The organism is Arthrobacter sp. G.S.26 (genome assembly GCF_050847375.1).
Lineage (GTDB): Bacteria > Actinomycetota > Actinomycetes > Actinomycetales > Micrococcaceae > Arthrobacter.
The window spans coordinates 971,148-990,821 of sequence record NZ_CP193752.1 but is presented as its reverse complement, the minus strand read 5'-3'; the positions used below and the strand labels follow the sequence as shown (position 1 = coordinate 990,821).

The window sequence follows — 19,674 nt, the reverse complement described above, 5'->3', positions numbered from 1 at the left end:
GGCTTGACCTTCGGTCAGTCAGTGCGTTGACGCCACAGCAGGGTCACGCCGAACGTGACCGCGCACAACACCAGCATGGCCAGCACCATCCGCGCCCAGCTGGCCTGGTCCACGCCGCCGCCGGCAAACACCCCGATCAGCACCGTGGCGGTAATGGCGCCCACGTACCGGCACGTCTGGAAGATCCCCGCGGCCACGCCCCGTTCCTGCGGCCGGGTGGATACAAACATGCCCTGGTTGGAGGCGATGCTGACGGTCCCGTACGGGATACCCATCAAAGCCGCCAGCACCACCACCACCGGGATGGCCAGGGTGCCGGTCAGCAGCCACATCAGCCCGGCCACCGCGGAGAGGAGGACGACGCCGGCAATCAGCACCCGGCGCACGCCGAATTTCCCGATGGCCTTCACGGCCCAAGGTGTGGCCACCACGGACATGGTCGCCAGGGGCAGCATCAGCAGGCCCACGACGCCGGGCGCGTACCCGCCCGCTTCCTGCAGCAGCTGGGGCAGGCCAAAAAACACAAAGTAGTACACGCTGCTGAACACCGCGAAGCCCAGGTACACAAGCAGCAGGGGCTTGTTCCGGCCCAGCAGCCGGAGGTCCAGGAACGGCGGGCTGAAGCGGAGTTCGCGCCACGCAAAGAGGCCGGCGAGGGCTGTTCCGGCGGCCAGCATCCACCAGCGGTACCCGGGAGCAACGTTCAGGGCGGCCATCATCACCAGGAGCAGCGCACCGATGAAGGCCAGGATCCCGGGAAGGTCGGAGTCCCGCAGCAGCGAGGCCACGCTGCCGCGCTCGCGGACCTCATCCGCCGGCGCTGCCTGCCGCACCATCAGCAGGGCAGCCACAGCCAGCGGCACATTGATGAGGAACAACGCCTCCCAACCCACAAAACCCACCAGCAACCCGCCCACCACGGGCCCCACGGCCGCGGCGGACGTATTGGCCATCTGCAGCCTGCCCAATGGTTTGGCCGATTCGACCCTGGCCTGTTGGGCGATGGCGCCCACCATCACCACGGCGCTGGGATACGCGGTGGCGGTGCCCAGTGCCATCACTGCCCGGGCCACGCACAGCAGCGCGAAGTTCGGGGCCAGCGGCGCCAGCACGCAGGTGACGGCCACCAACGCCATGCCGAGCGTAAACATCCGCCGCGGCCCGAACCGGTCCGCGAGCCTGCCCATCACGGGCTGCCCGGCAGCCGATGCCAGGTAGAACGAGGTGACCACCCAGGTCACCGCGGCCACATCCAAACCGAAGTCGGCGCGCAGCACCACCAGGGCCACAGCGATCATGGACGAGTTCAGCGGGTTCAGCGAGGCGCCCAGGCTGAGGCCGGCGAGGGCCAGGGAGGGCCGCGGTTTGTTGCTCACGGTAACAGTCTGGCAGGCAGGTCAGCAGGCGACGCGCAAAGTACCTTGCCGCTTTGCGCGTCGGGGGCTGACGATGCGCGTCCCGCTCAGACGCACGCCTGCGGATTGCCGTGCGGCAACGCCGTTCCGGCGATAAGCCACGCGGCCCCGTCCCAGACCACGGTGTAGGCGATGCGCCAGTCGGAGCATGTCTGGCCCGCCACCCCGTGCGCTGCGTCCTGCCGGGTCCTCAGGCTGACGTTGGCCACCAGGGAATCGCCGGTTCCGGTCACGTTCACCACCTCCAGCTTGGTCCAATATGAGGAACCGAGCCCTTTGCTCCACTCCGCCTCACCGCCGAAGCTGGCCCCCAGTTCCGGCGTGAACTGCTTGAAGGCAGCAGAATATGCGCCACGGTTGATTCCCTGGCCGTGCAGCAGCAGGGCCTGGCCGATGTTGGTCGCCTGATCGTGGTTGGAACTGATGGTCATGGGAAAAAAGCCGGAGTTCGGCGCCGGCGCGTTCCCGCACGTGACCGGCGCCCGCACCACCCCGCGAAGCTGCCATTCCGCGACTGCTTCCGCCGCCCTGGGGGCAGCGACCGCGTACGACATGCCCTCGGCGCCAACGGTCCCCGCGCTGATGATGCCCGTAACGAAGCCCTGCTCATCCAACAGGGGTCCGCCACTGTTTCCCGGGTTGATGGCTGCATCCGTCTGGATCATGTTTCCAATCCGTCCGCTGCCAAAGTTCACCTCACGGTCCAGGCCGCTCACAATCCCCCGGGTCAGGGTGAGTGGCTCCCCCAACGGGAAACCCAGGGCGGCGACATCGGTCCCGATGGGCGGCTGGGCCTCCTGGAACTGAAGTTGATGGCCCGCGACGGGCCTGTTGATCCTGACCAATGCCAGGTCCGCCAGTTCGTTGAACCCCAGGACAACTCCTTCGACGGAAGGCTCACCACCGAAGGCAATGCTGATGGCGGACGCATCATCCACCACGTGGGCAGCGGTGACCACCAGGTCCGGCGCAATCAGGAATCCTGTGCCCGTTGCACTGAATTCGCAGCCCGTCACACTGAACTGCCCGACACCGGACCGCACTTCCGCCACGACAGCCGGCCAGCCCTTCGGCGTAATGGCGGTGGGGGTGGGCGTAGGAGTTGGCGTGACCGACAGCGTTGGGGTGGGGCTGACGGACGGCGTGGGGGTTGGTGTCAGTGTTGGCCCCTGCTGCCCGCCGGCTTCAGGAACCTGCGTGGGAGCCTGCGGGGACGGGCTGCTGCATCCAGCCAACAGCAGGCCGGCCACAGCCACACCGGCGGCCGACTGCCACAGTCTGGTTGGGGAGTTCTCATTCGCCATTGAAGTTGTCCTGACGTTCAGCCGGCGGCCGCAGGAAGCGGTTGCCTTCAAATTAGCCGGGACAGTTCTGGAACCCCAAGCATTTGGGGTACCCGATTGTTTACGGAGTGACTACTTGTCCGCCCGGGTCATCCGGGCGTGGGGGCTGCGAGCGCCGCGTCCAGGAACGCCAGATGCGCCGGCCTGACCGGAACGGCGCTCCCGGCAAACTCCGGATGTTTCACCAGGAACTTCTTGATGAACGGGCATACCGGCACGATGCCCAGGCCGGCCTCCACCGTGGCGGTGAGCGCTACGGTGGCGAGCTGGCCGGCGAGGCCCTGTCCGCCGTATTCCTCGTTGATTACCGTATGGTAGAAAATCCGCTGACCCTGCCCGTCGCCGTCGTAATCCCTGTAGACGGCCTTTCCGATCACATTTCCGGCATCCAGGATTTCGAAGCGGTCGCGATCAGGGCGGTGACGGACGGAGATGGCACTCACGGGGGCTCCTTCAGGGACAGGGTACGGGCGTGCTTTGAAAAGCGTAACCCGCCCCGGCCGGGAGTTATTTCCGTGACCCGGCGCTCCGCGGCGGCACGTGATGACGTCCGCCGCAATGAAAGGATAATGAGGTCGTAGTGGCCGCCTTCCGCCAGGGAGGTGAGTATCTTGACCGTGTGCACCTGGCCCCCGCCAACCGGTGACTTCCGTCCCGAATCCTTGTAGTGTCGGCAAACGGAGAACATCCTGCGACAGGGAGCGGAGAAATGGCAGTCAGCGACGACGAAGCCCAGGTTTTGGACCAGTGGAGCCACCGGTTGGCGCAGGCCCTGCAAATCCTTGACCTGAAGGTGGACCAGGCACTCCTGCTGGATCTGGCCCGCGAATCGGCCGGCTCGGTGATCCATGCGGCCGCCCCCGTCACCACGTTCCTGGTGGGCTATGCAGCCGGGCTGGACGCCGGTTCCGGCAGTGCCGGATCCCGCGAGGCCTCCGCTGCCGCAGTGGAAAAGGCCGCCCGCACTGCGTTCCAGCTCTGCAGCCAAGGGCACGACGGCGGCCCGGCCGCGGGCGGTTGGGCCGATACCGCGCAGTAGAGCGCTGCGCCCCTTGTAGGCCTGCGCGCATCTTCCGGGCTTCCGCATGCGCCGGACCTCCCGGCCGGTCCGGCGCGCCGCGAAGGCGCCCCCGACTTCCGTGCTGCCCCCGGAGCCGGCCTGGGTGGATCAACCCCCGTCTGGGTGAATCCTGCCGCGGTAATTGTCATCTGGGCCGTGACGTTGTGGGACCAGTTCAACGCCATCCGGAACTACCGCACGAATGGCTCCCTGGACAGCGTGTAGCGGCAGGATCCGATGCCTGGAACCCGCTAGCCGCCCGCCGTCGGCTCCTCTTCCAGCGCCGGTACCGGCTGCAGGCGCACCACGACGGCCTTGGACGCCGGCGTCTGGCTCCCCTCCGCCACAAAATCCAGCGGCACCAGGACGTTGGCTTCCGGGTAGTAGGCGGCGGCGCAGCCCTTTGCCGACGGGTATGACACCAGCCGGTAGTTGCGCAGCACACGTTCCACGTTGTCGGCATACACACCGTGGACGTCCACGTGCTGGCCGTCCGCGAGGCCCAGCTCGGCGAGGTCGTCGGGATTTACGAACACCACTTCGCGGCCTTTCCGGATCCCGCGGTACCGGTCGTTATGGCCGTAGATGGTGGTGTTGAACTGGTCGTGGGAACGCATGCTCTGCAGGATCAAGGTGCCCGCAGGACGCTCCACGTGTTCGAGTTCATTGACCGTGAGGATCGCCTTGCCGGTGGGCGTACTGAAGGTCCGGGAATCGCGGGGGCCGTTGGGCAAAACGAACCCGCCCTTCTGCCGGATCTTAGTGTTGTAGTCACTGCACCCTGCCACCACGTGGGAAATGTGGTCCCGGATCAGGTCGTAGTCCGCTTCAAATCCTGCCCAGTCCGCCGAGGTCCTGTCCCCCACCACCGCGGCGGCAAGCCGGCAGACAATGGCCACCTCGGACAGCAGCCCCGGCGCCACCGGTTCCACCACGCCGTGGGAGGCATGGACGGCGCACACGGTGTCCTCCACGGAGACGAACTGCGGCCCGGATTTTTGCAGGTCGATTTCCGTCCTGCCCAGCGTGGGAAGGATCAGCGCTTCGGCTCCGGTGACCGTGTGCGACCGGTTGAGCTTGGTGGAGATCTGCACCGAGAGGGCAGTCTTTTCCATGGCGGCCTCAGCCGCGGCCGTGTCTGAAATGGCGCCCACGAAGTTGCCGCCCATGCCCACAAAAACGTCCACGCCGCCGTCGCGCATTTGTCGGACGGTTTCCACGGCGTCAAAGCCGTGCTTGCGGGGCGGGTCGAAGCTGAACTCCTCGCCCAGGGCATCCAGGAAGGCCGGCGGCATCTGTTCCCAGATGCCCATGGTCCTGTCCCCCTGGACGTTGCTGTGCCCGCGGATGGGTGAGGCCCCCGCGCCGGGCTTGCCCATGTTGCCGCGGAGCAGCAGCAGGTTGATGATTTCCTTAATGGTTGCCACGCCTTTTTTCTGCTGCGTGATGCCCATGGCCCAGGTGATGATCACTTTATCCGCGGCAAGGTACCGTGCGGCCAGTTCGTCGATGTCCGCAGCCTGCAGCCCGGTGGCGGCCAGGACGGCTGCTTCGTCCAGCCCGGCAAGGTGGGCCCGGAGTTCGGCCAGGCCCTCGCAGTGCTCCGCCAGGAATTTATGGTCCAGGACGGTTCCGGGATGGGCGTCTTCCGCATCGAGCACCCGTTTGGACACCGCCTGCAGCAGGGCCATGTCCCCGCCGATCCGGATCTGCAGGAACTGGTCCGCCAGCTCCGTGCCGCGGCCAATGATGCCCTTGACCTTCTGCGGGTTTTTGTACCGCATCAGTCCGGCCTCCGGCAGCGGGTTAACTGCCACGATCCGGCAACCTGCCTCCTTGGCTTCCTCCAGTGCGGTGAGCATCCGCGGATGGTTGGTGCCCGGGTTCTGGCCCATCACGATGATCAGGTCCGCTTTTTCGAAGTCGCCATAGGAGACGGTGGCCTTGCCGATCCCAATGGTCTGGCCCATGGCCCAGCCCGAGGATTCGTGGCACATGTTGGAGCAGTCGGGCAGGTTGTTGGTGCCGTATGCGCGGATGAACAGCTGGTAAAGGAACGCGGCCTCGTTTGAGGTGCGGCCGCTGGTGTAGAAGGCTGCCCGGTCCGGGCTGGGCAGGCTTGCCAACCTGTCCGCCACGATGGTGAAGGCCTGCTCCCAGCTGACGGGTGTGTAATGGTCCGCCCCGGCCTTCTTGTACACGGGTTCGGTAAGCCGGCCCTGCATGCCCAGCCAGTATTCGGAGCGTTGCCGCAGTTCACTGACGGGGTTCTCCGCCCAGAAGCCGCTGTGGACCAGGACGGGTGTGGCTTCCCACGTCACGGCCTTGGCGCCGTTTTCGCAGAACTCGAACGTTTTGCGGTGGCCCGGGTCCGGCCAGGCGCAGCTCATGCAGTCGAACCCGTCTTTCTGGTTCAACGCCAGCAGGGTTTTCCGTGCCCGGTCCACGCCCATGTGTGTCAGGGCGGGCTGCATCGAGTGGTAGACTCCCGGCACGCCCGCTGCCCAGGCCTTGGGGTGGCCGGTGACCTCGATGCCGGACTCGTCGGCTTCATTGACCTTCGGGTTTTCGCGCTTCACGCTGCATGCTCCTTGGCTTGGTCCGGCCGCCGCCCTTCCGGACACCGCGGTTCCCTCCACAGTTGTTCAGGGTGTCCGGGAAGTCAAGGAAGCATGGGCCTGCGGGCCTGGGGCCGGGTAAGCTGGCCGCCGCCGATTTTTCCCTGCCCCGACTGCACGCCGGGCAGCTGGCCGGCATGGCCGCACAGACCGACGGCAGGGATGTCCTCGCCGTGATGCCCACCGGCTACGGAAAGTCGGCCATCTACCAGGTGGCGGCCCGGTACCTGCACAACACCACGGGACGTCCCGCCGTCGTCATTTCCCCGCTCATCGCCCTGCAGGAGGATCAGCTTGACGGGCTGTCGGCGGACCTTGGTGCGGACTGCGCCGTAGGGCGGGCCGGCTCCTGTGTCGTCCCTGGCGTTAGGAGCCGTCCCGGACGGCCCCGAGGGTGGAACGGCTGAAGCGGATGTCCCGGAACGTGGCCCAGGTTCCCTGCCCCGCCGGTGACTGCGCCACGAAGCCCACCCGGACTGGTTCTGACGCGGGCCGGCCCAGCCGGAAGTAGCGCACCATGTTCCAGTTCTGGGCGTCGGTGGATGCGTGCAGGGCGAAGGCCGCCCCGAACCGGCTGATCCGCAGGTACGTCCCAGTGGAGTCGATGGGCCAGCTGTCGCAGTCATCCGATGCGCCGTCACGGGTTACCACTGACACCACACGGGTCATGCCGGAAGGGTCACGCTCGGCGCAGGCCTTGAACCAGGTGTCGTCGTCGAACCAGCCCAGCAGGACCCCGGAATCGAAATCGGTGGCGAAGCCTGCAGCCACGTGGGCCTGCAGTTGGAAGTCGCCCTCGACGGGAGCCGTCCAGCGCTCGGCGTCCGGCCGCGGGTCCGACGCCCCTTTCGGATCAAGGAAAAGATCAGCGCCGGGGGCTGCGGTCAGCCGGACTTCACCGCCGACGACGACGGGCGCCACGGGTGCAGCGGCGCCGGCAGTTTCGAGGGGGAAGGGCAGTCCGGGCACTGCAAGGGATCGGATGGGCAACGGGGCGACCTTCTTTCGTGGACGTGCCGGGAACCCGGGCGGTCCGGCTTGTGGCGTTGCTCGGGATAATACCGTCCAGACCCGCTTCGGCCGTCAGGCCGGATGCTGAACGGTACCCTTGGACCAGCAAAGACGGCCCGCTGGATCCCCCCGGCCGGGCCGAGCGTGTACGGCGACGAAAGGCCCACAGCATGGAAGTAGCCCCATTTGTCTGGATTTTAACCATTGTGGGAATCGTCGGTTTGCTGGCCTTCGATTTCTTCTTCCACGTGCGCAAGGCCCACACCCCCACGCTCAAGGAATCGGCCCTGTGGTCCGGCATCTACGTGGGCATCGCGGTGCTGTTCGGCCTCGGCGTCCTCTGGTTCGGCGGGCCCACCATGGGCACGGAATATTTCGCCGGCTACGTCACGGAGAAGGCCCTGTCCGTGGACAACCTCTTTGTGTTCCTCATCATCATGGCCAGCTTCAAGGTGCCCCGCGCGGACCAGCAGAAGGTACTGCTGTTCGGCATCGTCTTCTCCCTGATCGCGCGGACCGGGTTCATTTTCCTGGGCGCCGCCCTCATCAACAGCTTCGCCTGGGTGTTTTACCTCTTCGGCCTGATCCTGCTGATCACTGCCGGCAACCTGCTCAAACCCAGCAACCACGACGACGATTCCGACTCCTTTATTGTGCGGATGGCCAAGAAGTTCCTGCCGGCGTCGGAACACTACGACGGCGACAAGCTGTTCACCATGGAGAACGGTAAAAAAGTCCTCACGCCCATGCTGCTGGTGATGATCGCGATCGGTGCCACGGACATCCTGTTTGCCCTCGACTCCATCCCCGCAATCTTCGGCCTCACCCAGAATGTGTTCATTGTCTTTACGGCCACCGCGTTCTCCCTGATGGGCCTCCGGCAGCTGTTTTTCCTCATCGATGGCTTGCTGGACCGCCTCATTTTCCTCTCCTACGGCCTGGCCACCATCCTCGGATTCATCGGCGTCAAGCTCATCCTGCACGCCCTCCACGAGAACAACGTGCCGTTCATCAACGACGGCGAGCCGGTGAACGTGGTGGAGATCAGCACCGGCCTGTCCCTGTCCGTGATCCTGGGCGTCCTGGTCATCACCATCCTGGCGTCCATCTTCAGCCCCAAGGGCAAGGCCAAAAACGCTGTTTCCGGTGCCAAGCGCCACGCCACCGAATACCTGGACCTCAACTACGAGACCAACATGGGCGAGCGCGACAAGATCTTCGCCAAGATGTGCCGCGAGGAACAGCAGATCCGCAGCCTTCCGGAGAAGTACAAGCGCCTCATCCGGAACGAGACCGAGTTCATTGCCCTGATCAAGAAGGCCCACGCCGAGCATGACGAAGCCCAGGTGCGGGCCGGTATCAAGTAATTCCCCCACGTGTACGACGCCGGCCGGTTCCCTTTCGCGGGGACCGGCCGGTTTTGTTGGGCCTGCTGGAGTTGCTGGTGCTGCCGCTTGTTGGGGCTGCTGGGGTCAGTCCAGTTCGAAGAAGGCCGGGGCCTGGGACCGCTGGGTCCGGGCGGCCTGCGGGTTGAGGTCTGTGCTCCACGCCGGGTAGACGCGGAAGCCGCGTTTGCCCGGGTGCCCTGCGGATGAGGTGATGCCGAGACGCTCCAGCTGGTCAGCGGTGAAACGGAACCCGCCTCGCCGCCCGCCGTCGTCGACAAGCACCAACAGCCCGTCCTGCGCGTCCGCCGGGAACGGTGCTGTGCTGCCGTCCGCTGCCCTGCGCCAGAAGGCCAGGAAGGCACCCGGTTTCCGTGGTGTGATGCGCGCGGTCCGGACCCGCCATCGCTGGTCCCCCAGCTGGGCCACCGCTCCCTCGTAATCCTCGTTGGTAGCGTCGCCACCAACGGACCAGGGGATACCGGCGGGCGCCAGGACATCCCGGGCATACCGTTCGAAGGCAGGTTCCGTCACCGGACCGAGCCTACCCGCGCCATCGCCGGCCGGGCTGCCTGCTCAACGGACGGCGTCGTCCAGCAGTTGCCGGAACTGCGCCTCGGTATCCAGCCGGAGCTTCTTGCCGTCGAGGAAAAACGTGGGCGTTCCGGTGACGCCCAGCGCTTTGCCGTCGGCAATGTCCTGTTCCACCCGCTGCCGCGTTGCGTCGGAGGCAACCGCGGCGTCATAGACGGCGAGGTCCATGCCCAGCTCCTGCGCGTACGTCCGGAACTGCTGAGCCTTTGACTCGCTGCTTTCACCCCATTGGGGCTGCGTCTCGAACAGCCGGTCCGCCATCTCCTGGTACTTGCCCTGCTGGGCGGCGGCCTCCACCGCGAGGGCCGAGGTGACCGAGTTCCGGTGCCCGGCCAGCGGGTAGTAGCGGTGGACGAAAGTGATCCGGTCCCCGTATTCAGCCTTCAGGCTCTCGATCAGGGGAATGGCGCCCCGGCACGCTTCGCATTCGAAGTCCAGGAACTCCACCAGCTGCGCCTTCTCCTCCATGGGAGCGGTGAGCCGGTGGCTGTCAGCGCGCACCACCTGCGCGGCAGCAGCCGGCTGGACGTCGCGGGCCTGGCTTTGGCCGGCCATAACGAAATACCACGTCACGCCGGCAACCACCACGGCCGCCAGCACCACCCAGATCGCGGCCCGGACCCGTCGGGCCAGGCCGGAGGCGTTGGTGTGGTCAGCGCTGGTTTCCGTCATGGGACCACCCTTCCAGAGCCGACCCGGTTCCAGCGATTCGGGGAGTGTCACCCTATCCCCCGCCGTGCCCAACTGACTCGCAGTTGTTGTCGTTTTGGGGGCTCAAAACGACAACAACTGCGAGTCAGTTGGGTGGGGGCACCTGGCCGAGCGCCGCAACGTGGCCCGGCTGGCTTAACCCGCCGTTTTGTCGGCCCCCGTTGCTAGGTTTATTGCAGGGCCGGAGGAACAGTCCCCCGGCCCTGCAACTCCTGGGGAGGCCCCATGTTTCTGCTTGAGCCTGATAACGCCGGATCGGCGCCGGACCTGGTGTATTCCGCCACGGACCTGGTGGCTGCCAGCGAATGTGAGTACCGCACGCTGCGCGTTCTCGACGAGAAACTGGGCCGCGCCGAAAAAGCTGTGTTCCCCGCCGACGAGATGCAGGCCAGGGCAGGCGCGCTGGGCGACCGCCACGAGCAGACAGTGTTGGATAGCCTGACCGCAAGGTACGGGACCTGGGACCCCAACCGTGCAACCGGCGTCTACTCCCTGGAGCGGGGCCCGAACCTTCGCGGCGAACTCCAGGCCCGGCATGCCGAGACCGAACTTGCCCTCAGGTCCGGGGCGGACGTGGTGTTCCAGGCAACCTTTTTCGACGGCGAGTTCCTGGGCTACGCGGATTTCCTGGTCAACGAGGCCGCAGGAACGGGAAAAACCGGACGGTACGAAGTCTGGGACACCAAGCTGGCCCGGCATGCCAAGGTGGGGGCCCTCCTGCAGCTGGCTGCCTACGGGGACCAGCTGCTGGGCATGGGACTTGACCCTTCCCCCGTTGTCACCCTGGTGCTGGGCACCCGGGTGGGTTCGGACTGGCTTCGCAGCAGCCACTCGCTGCCGGACCTCCTGCCCGTTTTCCGTGAACGACGGCGGCGCTTCCGCGAACTGACTGCCCGGCACCGGTCTGGTGCCGACCCCGTCCGCTGGCGGCAGCCCGGCGTCGTCCATTGCGGGCGGTGCGACTACTGCGCGGAGCAGGTCCAGGCGCACCGGGACCTGCTGATGGTGGCGGGCATGAGCGTGGTCAGGCGCAGGAAGCTGAATGCGGAAGGCATCGCCACCGTCGACCAGCTCGCTGCGATGCCCGTGGCCGCTGCATCCGGTTCCGTGGCACGGCTGCGTGCACAGGCCAGGATGCAGCTGGGACTGGACGCCCCGGCGGGTTCCAGGACGTACACCAAGGACGGCGACGCGCACACGGTGTCCTATTCCGTGCTGCCGGAGCACACCATCGGGACCCTTCCACCTCCCAGCCCCGGGGACATTTTCTTCGACTTCGAGGGCGACCCCCTCTGGCAGGACCCCGCCACCGGCGCCTGGGGCATCGAGTATCTCTTTGGCGTGATCGAAGCTCCCCCTGCAGGCGCTGATCCGGTGTTCCGCCCGTTCTGGGCGCACTCGCGGTCCGGGGAACGGAAGGCCTTCCTTGAGTTCCTGGCATACGTGGAAGAGCGCCGGTCCCGCTACCCGGACATGCACGTCTACCACTACGCGGCGTACGAAAAAACTGCACTCCGGCACTTGTCCCTGGCCCACCAGGCCGGCGAAGACACCGTGGACGGCTGGCTTCGCGATGGGCTCCTGGTGGATCTCTACGCAACCGTCCGGCATTCGCTGCGGATTTCCGAGCCGTCCTACTCCATCAAAAAGCTCGAGCCGCTGTACATGGGCGACAATCTCCGCTCCGGGGACGTGAAGGACGCCGGCGCATCGGTGGTGGCCTACGCCGCCTACTGCGCCGAACGGGATGCCGGCCACCCGGACGAAGCCGCCACGGTGTTGGCGTCCATCTCGGACTACAACCAGTACGACTGCCTCTCCACCCTTCGGCTGCGCGACTGGCTCCTGGCTGTGGGGGCGACTGCCGACGGCGGCACGCTTTCCGGGGCAGCCACCGGGCACGCTGCGGCCTCGCGCGCGGTATCCGAACGGCCGGCAGCCACGGATGGGCCGGAAGAGAGCGCGGAGGAAGCCAGGCTGCGCGCCTACCTCGCGGACCTGCCGGACAACCGGCCGTGGACGGACGACGAACGGGCCATCGCCATGGTGGCCGCCGCCACCGGCTACCACCGGCGGGAACGCAAGCAGTTCTGGTGGCAGCACTTCGACCGGGTGGAAGCACCGGTGGATGCGTGGTCCGACCAACGGAACGTGTTTGTAGTGGCCTCTGCCGAAATATTGTCGGGCTGGGCGCTGGCCAAACCCCGGGAACGGATGCGCACCCGGGTCCTGAAGCTGCGGGGCACCATGACCGAAGGTTCGGATTTCCGGGCAGGCTCGGCCTGGTGCCGGCTGTACAACGATCCTGCCCCGGACGGCATGGCCGCACCCGACTCGGCCCCGCTGGCCAAGGCCTTCACCTTCGGGACCAGGATCCTCGAACTGGAACCGGCGCCGGACAATCCGGCCCACACGGTGATCACCATCGCCGAGCGCGAAACGGCCAAGGTGCCTGCCTATCCGCACTTTCCGGTGGCACTCACCGAGGACCAGCCCTTGGCCACCGTCAGCATCGAGGCCGCCATCGCCACCATCGCCCGGAGCGTGGGGGCAGCGGTACCGGCGATCCCCGCCCAACCTGGGCTGGACATCCTGCGCAAGCTGCCGCCACGGTTCGTCAGCCTCCCGGGGCCAGTGGAGGTCCGCAACGGCCCCGACGGTGCCGCCGACTACGCCACAGCCATGGTGGAGTCGCTGCTGGATCTGGACCGCTCCTACCTCGCCGTCCAGGGCCCGCCGGGTACCGGCAAAACCTTCGTGGGGGCTCATGTCATCGGCCGACTGGTGGCGGCCGGCTGGAAGATCGGCGTTGTGGGACAATCCCACAACGTGGTGGAAAACCTGCTGTGCCGGGCCATCGACACCGGCGGCGTGGACGCTGCCGTGGTGGCCAAGAAGCTCGCAGCCCCGCACCCTGTCCCCTGGACCCTGACGGGCGACGGCGACGTCTCCCAACTTCTTGCCGCTCCCGGCGGCTGCCTGGTGGGCGGCACCGCGTGGACCATGACCGGCAAGGAAGTGCCGGCGGGTTCCCTGGACCTGCTGGTTATCGACGAAGCCGGGCAGTTCTCACTTGCCAACACATTGGCCGTGTCCATTGCAGCCACCCGGCTGCTCCTCCTGGGTGACCCGCAGCAGTTGCCGCAGGTGACCCAAGGAGCCCACCCCGAGCCGGTGGACGAGTCAGCCCTGGGCTGGCTCGCCGCCGGGCATGCAACGCTGCCGGCCAACCTGGGCTACTTCCTTGCCGACAGCTGGCGGATGCACCCGGAGCTGTGCCGGGCAGTCTCACGCCTGAGCTATGACGGGAAACTGCACTCGGCCCCTGCTGCACTGGGCCGGGACCTTGCGGGGCTGCCGCCGGGAGTGGAAACAGTTTTTGTGGACCACAGCGGCAACACCACCAGTTCGACGGAGGAAGCAGCCGAAATTGTCCGCCAGGCGCATCGGCACCTCGGGCTCAAGTGGACCCCTGCCGCGGACGCCGGCCCCAGGCCGCTGGTGCAGGAGGACCTGCTGGTGGTGGCTGCCTACAACGCCCAGGTCCATCTGGTCCGGAAGCATCTTGAGGATGCAGGGCTGCCGGCTGTCCGGGTGGGTACCGTGGACAAGTTCCAGGGCCAGGAGGCGCCTGTGGTGCTGGTGAGCATGGCGTGTTCGGCCGTGGCGGAGGCGCCGCGCGGTGCCGAGTTCCTGCTGAACCGGAACCGCATCAATGTGGCAGTCTCGCGCGGCCAGTGGCGGGCAGTTGTGGTCCGGTCACCGGAACTCACCAGCTACATGCCGCACCGGCCGGCTGCCCTGGAGGAGCTGGGCGCGTTCATCGGCCTCAGCCCGCGGGAGGGCGCCTAGCTGTACCGGCCCGCTCAGTAAGCCCGGAACCGGCTGAATGTTCCCGAAGCCGCCGTGATGGCATCGTCCACCCGCTCCACCTTCCCGGGGGCGCGACCGGATGTGAGCCAGGCCAAAAGCTTCCGCACCTGGGCCTCCGGCCCTTCGGCCACCACGGCAACGGAACCGTCGTCGAGATTCCGCGCTTCGCCGGTGAGCCCCAACTCCTCGGCCTGGCCCATGGTCCGGTAGCGGAAGCCCACACCCTGGACCACGCCAAACACCCGGGCGTCCAGCCGGATGTTCCCCGGGCCGGGGCCTGCGTTGCCGGCCATGGCGGTCCTTCTTTCAGGTCGCTGCCCGCGCCTCAGCCAGGCAGCGCTGGTGCCGCGTTGCGGCGGAACCGCTGCTGCCTGGGCGGCGAAAGGGTCAGTTGATGGTGATGTCGCGGGTGCTGTGGTTGTACCGGAAGCTGACAGTTCCGCCGTTGTGGTGCAGCTCGTGGTTGGGGCCATCGAAAGCACCATACGCGCCGTAGTTCTCTTCCCAGGACCGGTTCAGGGCGATCTTGAAGGTGTAGAACCCGGCCGGCAGTTCGACACTCTTTTTCCAGAGCTGGTCCAGGAAGTCGAATTCCATCTGCGCTTCGTCATACTGCGGGGCCCAGTTTTCGGGGGCGCCCAGGATGGTGTTGAAGTCGCCGGCAACGGCCACGGCTTCAGGCTGGGGGTGGGTTTCGACGTCCGGGCCTTCAAAGGGCTCGACGGCGGCAGGCGCCACCGCTTCGGCCTTCGCCTTGGCAGGTGACTTGCGCGTGCGGACAGCCTTGACCACGGGCTCGACAGCGTCCTCGATGACCTTTGCAGCCTTCTCAACGACCTCAGCCGCTTTTTTGGCCGGGGTGCGCTTGGTGGGTTTTTTAGCGGGCTCGGCAACTGCTTCTACTGCGGTGGTCCGGCGGACGAATCCTGCCGGCGCGGCGGGAACCGGCGTTCCGGCCGGAACGGGAGCGCCGGCGTCGAGCGCCGAGGCGAAAGTCAGGGCGTCCGGGTACGCAACGGTGGCGCGCATGCCGTCATCGGTGATGGTCCAGCCGGAGCGGCCCTTGACCAGCCAGCCGGCCTTGACCAGCTTGGCCGTGGCAGACGTGAGCGTCTTGTGCCCGCGGGGAATGCCGCCGCTGAGAAGCTCACCTTCGTGATCGTTGAACGGTACGCGTGCCGTCGCTTCAGCGAGGACCTGGCCCGCGTTCAGCACATCACCGGACCACACACCTTCGGTGAGGACGTCCAACACGGTCTTGAGTCGAAGGAAGGTGTTTTCTGCAGTGGACGTGGCCATGGTTCCCCTTGTATAAAAGCGATCGGTCTCTGGCATTTTGCCAACAGCCCGTTACATCTCGCGACTTAAATTGGTTAATTCTGCGTGTCGTGACCGACTGTTAAGCCCAAATAGCGTCAAGTGAGGCGGAGGTCTCGGTATGGGGCCGGCTGCAGGACCCCGGAGTGCCGGAACGGATGCCGCCCCGCAGTCCCAGGACACACCTGTGGCACCAAGTTTAGCGGGATGCAGGCACGCTCAAGGCCAGCCCCGAAGCGCCGTGTCCCACCTGTCACACGGCGCTACTTCCATCCCATTCGGCGGCTGCGGTGACGCCGGAAAACCCTGGACTACGGGTGCGGGACTTCTCCCCCATTGAGCTCTTCCAGAAGTTCCGCTTTCCGCTCCTCAGAAGCGAACGAGGAATGGATGGAGTTCGCTGCCAGCCGGGCCTTGTCGAATTCGGATAGTGCGAAGACGGCTTCAAGCTGGGCAAAGTTGTCGTCCACGTAGCCACCGAAGTACGCGGGATCGTCCGAGTTCACCGAGACGTTCAGGCCTGCGGCCAGCATGGCCGGCAACGGATGGTCAGCCAGCGTATCCACGGCGCGGAGCCGGACGTTGGACAGCGGGCACACCGTCAACGGGATGCGGCCATCCACCAGGCGCTCCACCAGGTCCGGATCATCCATGCAGCGGATGCCATGGTCAATGCGCTCCACTCCCAGCACGTCCAGCGCCTCGATGATATACGACGCCGGGCCCTCCTCGCCTGCGTGGGCCGTCAGCCGAAGGCCCGCTTCGCGCGCCTTCGCGTAGAGCCGCTCGAACTTGGCTGGCGGGTTTCCCACTTCGGCGGAGTCCAGGCCGATGGCGGCAATCGGCGCACCCATCGCCAGCAGGTTGTCCAGGACCTCCAGGGCGGATTCCTCGGACAGGTCACGCAGGAAGGCGGCAATCAGCAGGGTGGAGACACCGAAGTCCTGCTCCGAGGTGGCGAGGACAGACGCGACACCGTTGACACAGGTTTCGAGCGCGACGCCGCGCGAGAGGTGCGCCTGCGGATCCATCATGATCTCGGCATGCCGCACACCGGCGGCCGCAGCACGCTCCAGGTAAGCGCGGGTCATGTCCGCAAAGTCCTGTTCGGTCCGCAGCACGGCCATGTTCGCGTAGTACAGGTCAAGGAAGGACTGCAGGTCCGTGAATTCGTAGCGTTCGCGGAGCTCGTCCAGGCCCGAATAGGGCAACTCGAGGCCATTGCGTTCAGCCAGGGCAAAGATCAGTTCAGGTTGGAGGGTGCCCTCAATGTGCAGGTGCAGTTCCGCGACGGGGAGGAGGCGGGCCGGGACCAGGACGTCGGATTCGGTTTCTTCGGTTCCGGGCATGGCGGTACCAGCCGCAAAGTTTTCCATCCGGTCAGGATATTGCACCCGCGCCGTTCGCGCCCGTCCGGGAGGAGGACCACCAGCAAACACTCAGGATCGGTCTCGATTTGATAACGCCCAGGTGATGTCTTAGCGTGAAATGCATGCCCGCACGGCGGGCGAATGAGTGCCCGGTGCTGCCTACACCAGAACTGCCCAGCGGCAGCAACCGATAATTGACCTCTATTCGTCAAGAGGCGGGCAGTGGCGCGACAACCTCCGGGGACGGAGCCAGCGCTGGTGGGCCTTCAGGAGCATTACCACCATGAACAACACAGCATTCCGTACTGCCGCGCGCCGTGGACTCACTGTCGCCGCCATCTCCGCAGCGGGCCTGGCCCTTTCCACCACAGCCGCAAACGCCAGCGAACCTGCCTCCACGTGGGACTCCCTGGCGCAGTGTGAGAGCGGCGGCAACTGGGCCACCAATACCGGCAATGGCTACACCGGCGGGCTGCAGTTCAGCGCCGGCACCTGGGCCGCGTACGGCGGCACGGGCAGTGCTGCCGACGCCAGCCGCGAGCAGCAAATTGCCGTCGCCGAGAAGGTCCAGGCTGCACAGGGTTGGGGCGCATGGCCGTCCTGCTCATCCCAACTAGGCCTGAGCGGCGGAGCGCCGGCCGCACCGGTACAGGCAGCCCCTGCACAGGCCGCTGCCGTTCAGGCTGCCCCTGTACAGGCAGCTCCCGTTCAGGCGGCTCCGGCACAGGCAGCACCTGTTCAGGCTGCCCCCGTTCAGCCGCAGAGCATCCCGGCCCAGGCGGCTCCCGCACAGGCTCCTGTTGCCGAGGCGCCGGCGCGCCACGCCACGCCGGTTGCCTTGAGCGGCGAGACCTACACCCTTGAAGCCGGCGACACCCTGAGCATCGTGGCCGGCAAGCTCGGCATCGAAGGGGGCTGGCAGCACCTCGCAGACGCCAACCTCGACACGGTGTCCGACCCGAACCTGGTGTTCGCAGGCCAGGTCCTGCAACTCCCTGCCTGACAGCAACGCCTCTGGTGAAGCCCGTTCAGACCCCGGTGGCGCAGCCAGTCCTCTCTGAGGTGCCGACCTCTTTGAAGCTGCTGACTTGGCGGCCCTGACGTGGCGCCCCGGCCCTGGCACAACATCCAGCCTGTAAAGGCTCCCCAAACAGGTCGGCGATAGACAAATTCCGTTGACCGCAAACGACGCCGGCACAACCCCGCAAGGGGCGTGCCGGCGTCGTTCTTTAATGCTGTCTACCCATACTCACGGCGTCCTACCCGGGTGGACGTCCCGGGCCGACGCGGGGGATGCCAGTTGCGGCAGCGGGCTCAGGCGGCAGGCAACTCCCTGACAATGCGCACTTTCCAGGCAGCGTCGTCGCTCGTGTCCAGCAGTGCCACGGTGCCGTGCGCCAGGTTCAGCGCCACCCGCTTGGCGGCCAGCAGCTCCAGGTAGAGGTGCTCATTCATCCTGCTGGGCGTGTCGATCATGTACTTCACAGCGTCGCGGACCTTGCGGTAGTTGGCGCTGCGTTCCCGGTGCAGGTGCATGGCCAGCGCCGCCTCCTGCTCCAGCCGCGGCTCATGCTTGTTGATGAGGCTGACCGCTGCGTGGACTGCGACCACCAGGGTGAGGGACACGCCGTAGATCCACCAGCCGCTGGACAGCAGGAACAGGGGCAGGTTGGCGATGGCCACCACGGCGATGATGACGCGCAGCGCGGCGATCCGGCGCACCGTCCGTGCAACGGCCGCCATGCCCGCCAGGAACCCATTCTGCTCCGTACGGGCGGCCGAAGGATCGATGATGAACTCGTCCAGGACCAGGATGCCATTGGCCTCCGGGGGAAGCATCTGCCCGTAGCGCGGCAGCATTTGGGCGGTGCTTGGGGCAGGAGTTACAGGTGTTATTGTCATGATTAGCTTCCAGGACGCCGGGGTGTTGCGGGTATCTTAGTGTGCGGCGGCACCTCCGGTATGCATGGGTCCACATTGTGAACACCTTGTCTGTGGAGGTGTGGTCTTCGGCACTGCAATTGGCACATCCGGCCGCTGCCGTCAGACTGAATGGATGCAAACCTTCCTTCCGTACCCCGATTTCCGGCAAAGCGCCGCAGCACTGGACACCGCCCGGCTGGGCAAGCAGCGTGTCGAGGCGCTTCAGACGCTCCGCGCCCTGGTCATTCCCGGATACGGCTGGCAGACCCATCCGGCCGTCCGGATGTGGATGGGCCACGTTCCGGCCCTGACACTTTACGGCCTGGCCATGGTGGATGAGTGGGCCAAACGTGGCCACCCTGACAACACCCGGGCAAACATCACAGAGTTCGCACCCCAGGCCGCACACCCTGATTATGTGGAGAAGATCGCCATGCCCTGGTGGCTGGGCGACGCCGATTTCCACCTGAGCCACCGCTCCAAGCTGGCGCGCAAGGAACCCAAGTTTTACTCCTCCGTTTTCACGGATGCGGTCCCGGACATGGATTACATCTGGCCGCTGCCCAAGCACGAATTCCTGCCGCAGGAACCGGAGGGCGATATTCTTTGGATCCTTCGGGACCCGCACGAGAACATCGATCCGCAGACGCTCGACACCGTCGCTCTTCCGCTGCCCCGGGCTGCTGCTGCGGCAGCCGCCGCAGCAGCAGGTGGGGACGACTACTCCCCCGTCTATGTGGAGGACGGCTCGCGCCGCCCGTCACGCCAGCCGCGGAAGGCACCACCAAAGCAGAAGGTGAAGAAGCCCACCCGCAAGCGGGCTGAGCAGGAAGCTGCGTTCAACACATTCCCCGGCAGGACTCCGGTGGCCGTCCCGTTCGAGGACGGCGCCAAGTTTGCTGTGGGTGAAGTAGTGGGCCGCCCCATCACTCTGGCGGATGGCAGGTTTGGCCGGAACTTCACCGTCAACGAAATCATCGACCGGTCAGCCTTCGCCAACCCGGCGCTCCTGCAGGACCCGCGCGTCCTGTTCCCGGTGGAGGCTCCGTAACCG

At 66.3% G+C, this 19,674-nt stretch carries 16 protein-coding genes and 1 pseudogene; 6 read left to right on the top strand and 11 right to left on the bottom strand.

Features of this window, described 5'->3' with window-relative positions; genetic code table 11:
- Positions 1-14 precede the first annotated feature (14 nt).
- From ACRB8A_RS04565 to ACRB8A_RS04555, 3 genes are all read right to left on the bottom strand, one after another.
- The gene (locus ACRB8A_RS04565; RefSeq protein WP_432245679.1) at positions 15-1,376 is read right to left on the bottom strand and encodes an MFS transporter; all 1,362 of its coding nucleotides are present in this window, start codon (positions 1,374-1,376) and stop codon (positions 15-17) included.
- An 86-nt stretch (positions 1,377-1,462) separates the two neighbouring features.
- Positions 1,463-2,719 (bottom strand): S1C family serine protease, encoded by a 1,257-nt coding sequence (locus ACRB8A_RS04560; protein WP_432245678.1) that lies wholly within the window; start codon positions 2,717-2,719, stop codon positions 1,463-1,465.
- Between the two features lie 128 nt (positions 2,720-2,847).
- Positions 2,848-3,201, bottom strand: a complete 354-nt coding sequence (locus tag ACRB8A_RS04555; RefSeq protein ID WP_050683907.1) for a GNAT family N-acetyltransferase — start codon at positions 3,199-3,201, stop codon at positions 2,848-2,850.
- Between the two features lie 266 nt (positions 3,202-3,467).
- On the opposite strand from ACRB8A_RS04555, the gene ACRB8A_RS04550 reads away from it, so the two are divergent.
- Entirely contained in the window at positions 3,468-3,797 is a 330-nt protein-coding gene (locus tag ACRB8A_RS04550) for a DUF6457 domain-containing protein (protein WP_050683908.1), read from the top strand.
- A gap of 272 nt (positions 3,798-4,069) precedes the next feature.
- Here the strand turns inward: ACRB8A_RS04550 and ACRB8A_RS04545 are convergent, their stop codons facing one another.
- Positions 4,070-6,397 (bottom strand): FdhF/YdeP family oxidoreductase, encoded by a 2,328-nt coding sequence (locus ACRB8A_RS04545; RefSeq protein WP_056596192.1) that lies wholly within the window; start codon positions 6,395-6,397, stop codon positions 4,070-4,072.
- A 71-nt stretch (positions 6,398-6,468) separates the two neighbouring features.
- Between ACRB8A_RS04545 and ACRB8A_RS04540 the strand changes: the two are divergent.
- Positions 6,469-6,771, top strand: a pseudogene (locus ACRB8A_RS04540) (DEAD/DEAH box helicase); the annotation flags it as partial.
- Positions 6,772-6,802: 31 nt separating this feature from the next.
- Here the strand turns inward: ACRB8A_RS04540 and ACRB8A_RS04535 are convergent.
- Positions 6,803-7,426, bottom strand: coding sequence for a DUF1349 domain-containing protein (locus tag ACRB8A_RS04535; RefSeq protein WP_432245677.1), 624 nt, complete (start codon positions 7,424-7,426; stop codon positions 6,803-6,805).
- A gap of 191 nt (positions 7,427-7,617) precedes the next feature.
- Here ACRB8A_RS04535 and ACRB8A_RS04530 point away from each other — a divergent pair, with 191 nt between their 5' ends.
- Positions 7,618-8,814, top strand: coding sequence for a TerC family protein (locus ACRB8A_RS04530; RefSeq protein WP_056596183.1), 1,197 nt, complete (start codon positions 7,618-7,620; stop codon positions 8,812-8,814).
- A gap of 105 nt (positions 8,815-8,919) precedes the next feature.
- On the opposite strand, the gene ACRB8A_RS04525 is transcribed toward ACRB8A_RS04530, so the two are convergent.
- Together ACRB8A_RS04525 and ACRB8A_RS04520 are read right to left on the bottom strand one after the other, a co-directional pair.
- Positions 8,920-9,366, bottom strand: coding sequence for a MepB family protein (locus tag ACRB8A_RS04525; RefSeq protein ID WP_082483959.1), 447 nt, complete (start codon positions 9,364-9,366; stop codon positions 8,920-8,922).
- A 42-nt stretch (positions 9,367-9,408) separates the two neighbouring features.
- The gene (locus tag ACRB8A_RS04520; protein WP_056596180.1) at positions 9,409-10,098 is read right to left on the bottom strand and encodes a DsbA family protein; all 690 of its coding nucleotides are present in this window, start codon (positions 10,096-10,098) and stop codon (positions 9,409-9,411) included.
- A gap of 264 nt (positions 10,099-10,362) precedes the next feature.
- On the opposite strand from ACRB8A_RS04520, the gene ACRB8A_RS04515 reads away from it, so the two are divergent.
- A complete protein-coding gene (locus ACRB8A_RS04515) occupies positions 10,363-13,989 on the top strand; it encodes a TM0106 family RecB-like putative nuclease (protein WP_056596177.1) in 3,627 nt (1,208 codons plus the stop codon).
- Between the two features lie 14 nt (positions 13,990-14,003).
- On the opposite strand, the gene ACRB8A_RS04510 is transcribed toward ACRB8A_RS04515, so the two are convergent.
- From ACRB8A_RS04510 to ACRB8A_RS04500, 3 genes are all read right to left on the bottom strand, one after another.
- Positions 14,004-14,303: an acylphosphatase gene (locus tag ACRB8A_RS04510; protein ID WP_056596174.1), complete on the bottom strand. Its 300-nt coding sequence runs from the start codon at positions 14,301-14,303 to the stop codon at positions 14,004-14,006.
- A gap of 94 nt (positions 14,304-14,397) precedes the next feature.
- On the bottom strand, positions 14,398-15,309 hold the full coding sequence (locus tag ACRB8A_RS04505; protein WP_056596172.1) for a hypothetical protein: 912 nt from the start codon (positions 15,307-15,309) through the stop codon (positions 14,398-14,400).
- 329 nt (positions 15,310-15,638) lie between these two features.
- Positions 15,639-16,676, bottom strand: a complete 1,038-nt coding sequence (locus ACRB8A_RS04500; protein ID WP_050683979.1) for an adenosine deaminase — start codon at positions 16,674-16,676, stop codon at positions 15,639-15,641.
- A 304-nt stretch (positions 16,677-16,980) separates the two neighbouring features.
- Here ACRB8A_RS04500 and ACRB8A_RS04495 point away from each other — a divergent pair, with 304 nt between their 5' ends.
- The gene (locus ACRB8A_RS04495) at positions 16,981-17,700 is read left to right on the top strand and encodes a transglycosylase family protein (RefSeq protein WP_056596170.1); all 720 of its coding nucleotides are present in this window, start codon (positions 16,981-16,983) and stop codon (positions 17,698-17,700) included.
- Between the two features lie 311 nt (positions 17,701-18,011).
- On the opposite strand, the gene ACRB8A_RS04490 is transcribed toward ACRB8A_RS04495, so the two are convergent.
- Entirely contained in the window at positions 18,012-18,599 is a 588-nt protein-coding gene (locus tag ACRB8A_RS04490; RefSeq protein WP_050683918.1) for a hypothetical protein, read from the bottom strand.
- Between the two features lie 154 nt (positions 18,600-18,753).
- On the opposite strand from ACRB8A_RS04490, the gene ACRB8A_RS04485 reads away from it, so the two are divergent.
- Positions 18,754-19,671 (top strand): MSMEG_6728 family protein, encoded by a 918-nt coding sequence (locus tag ACRB8A_RS04485; RefSeq protein WP_056596168.1) that lies wholly within the window; start codon positions 18,754-18,756, stop codon positions 19,669-19,671.
- Positions 19,672-19,674 lie beyond the last annotated feature (3 nt).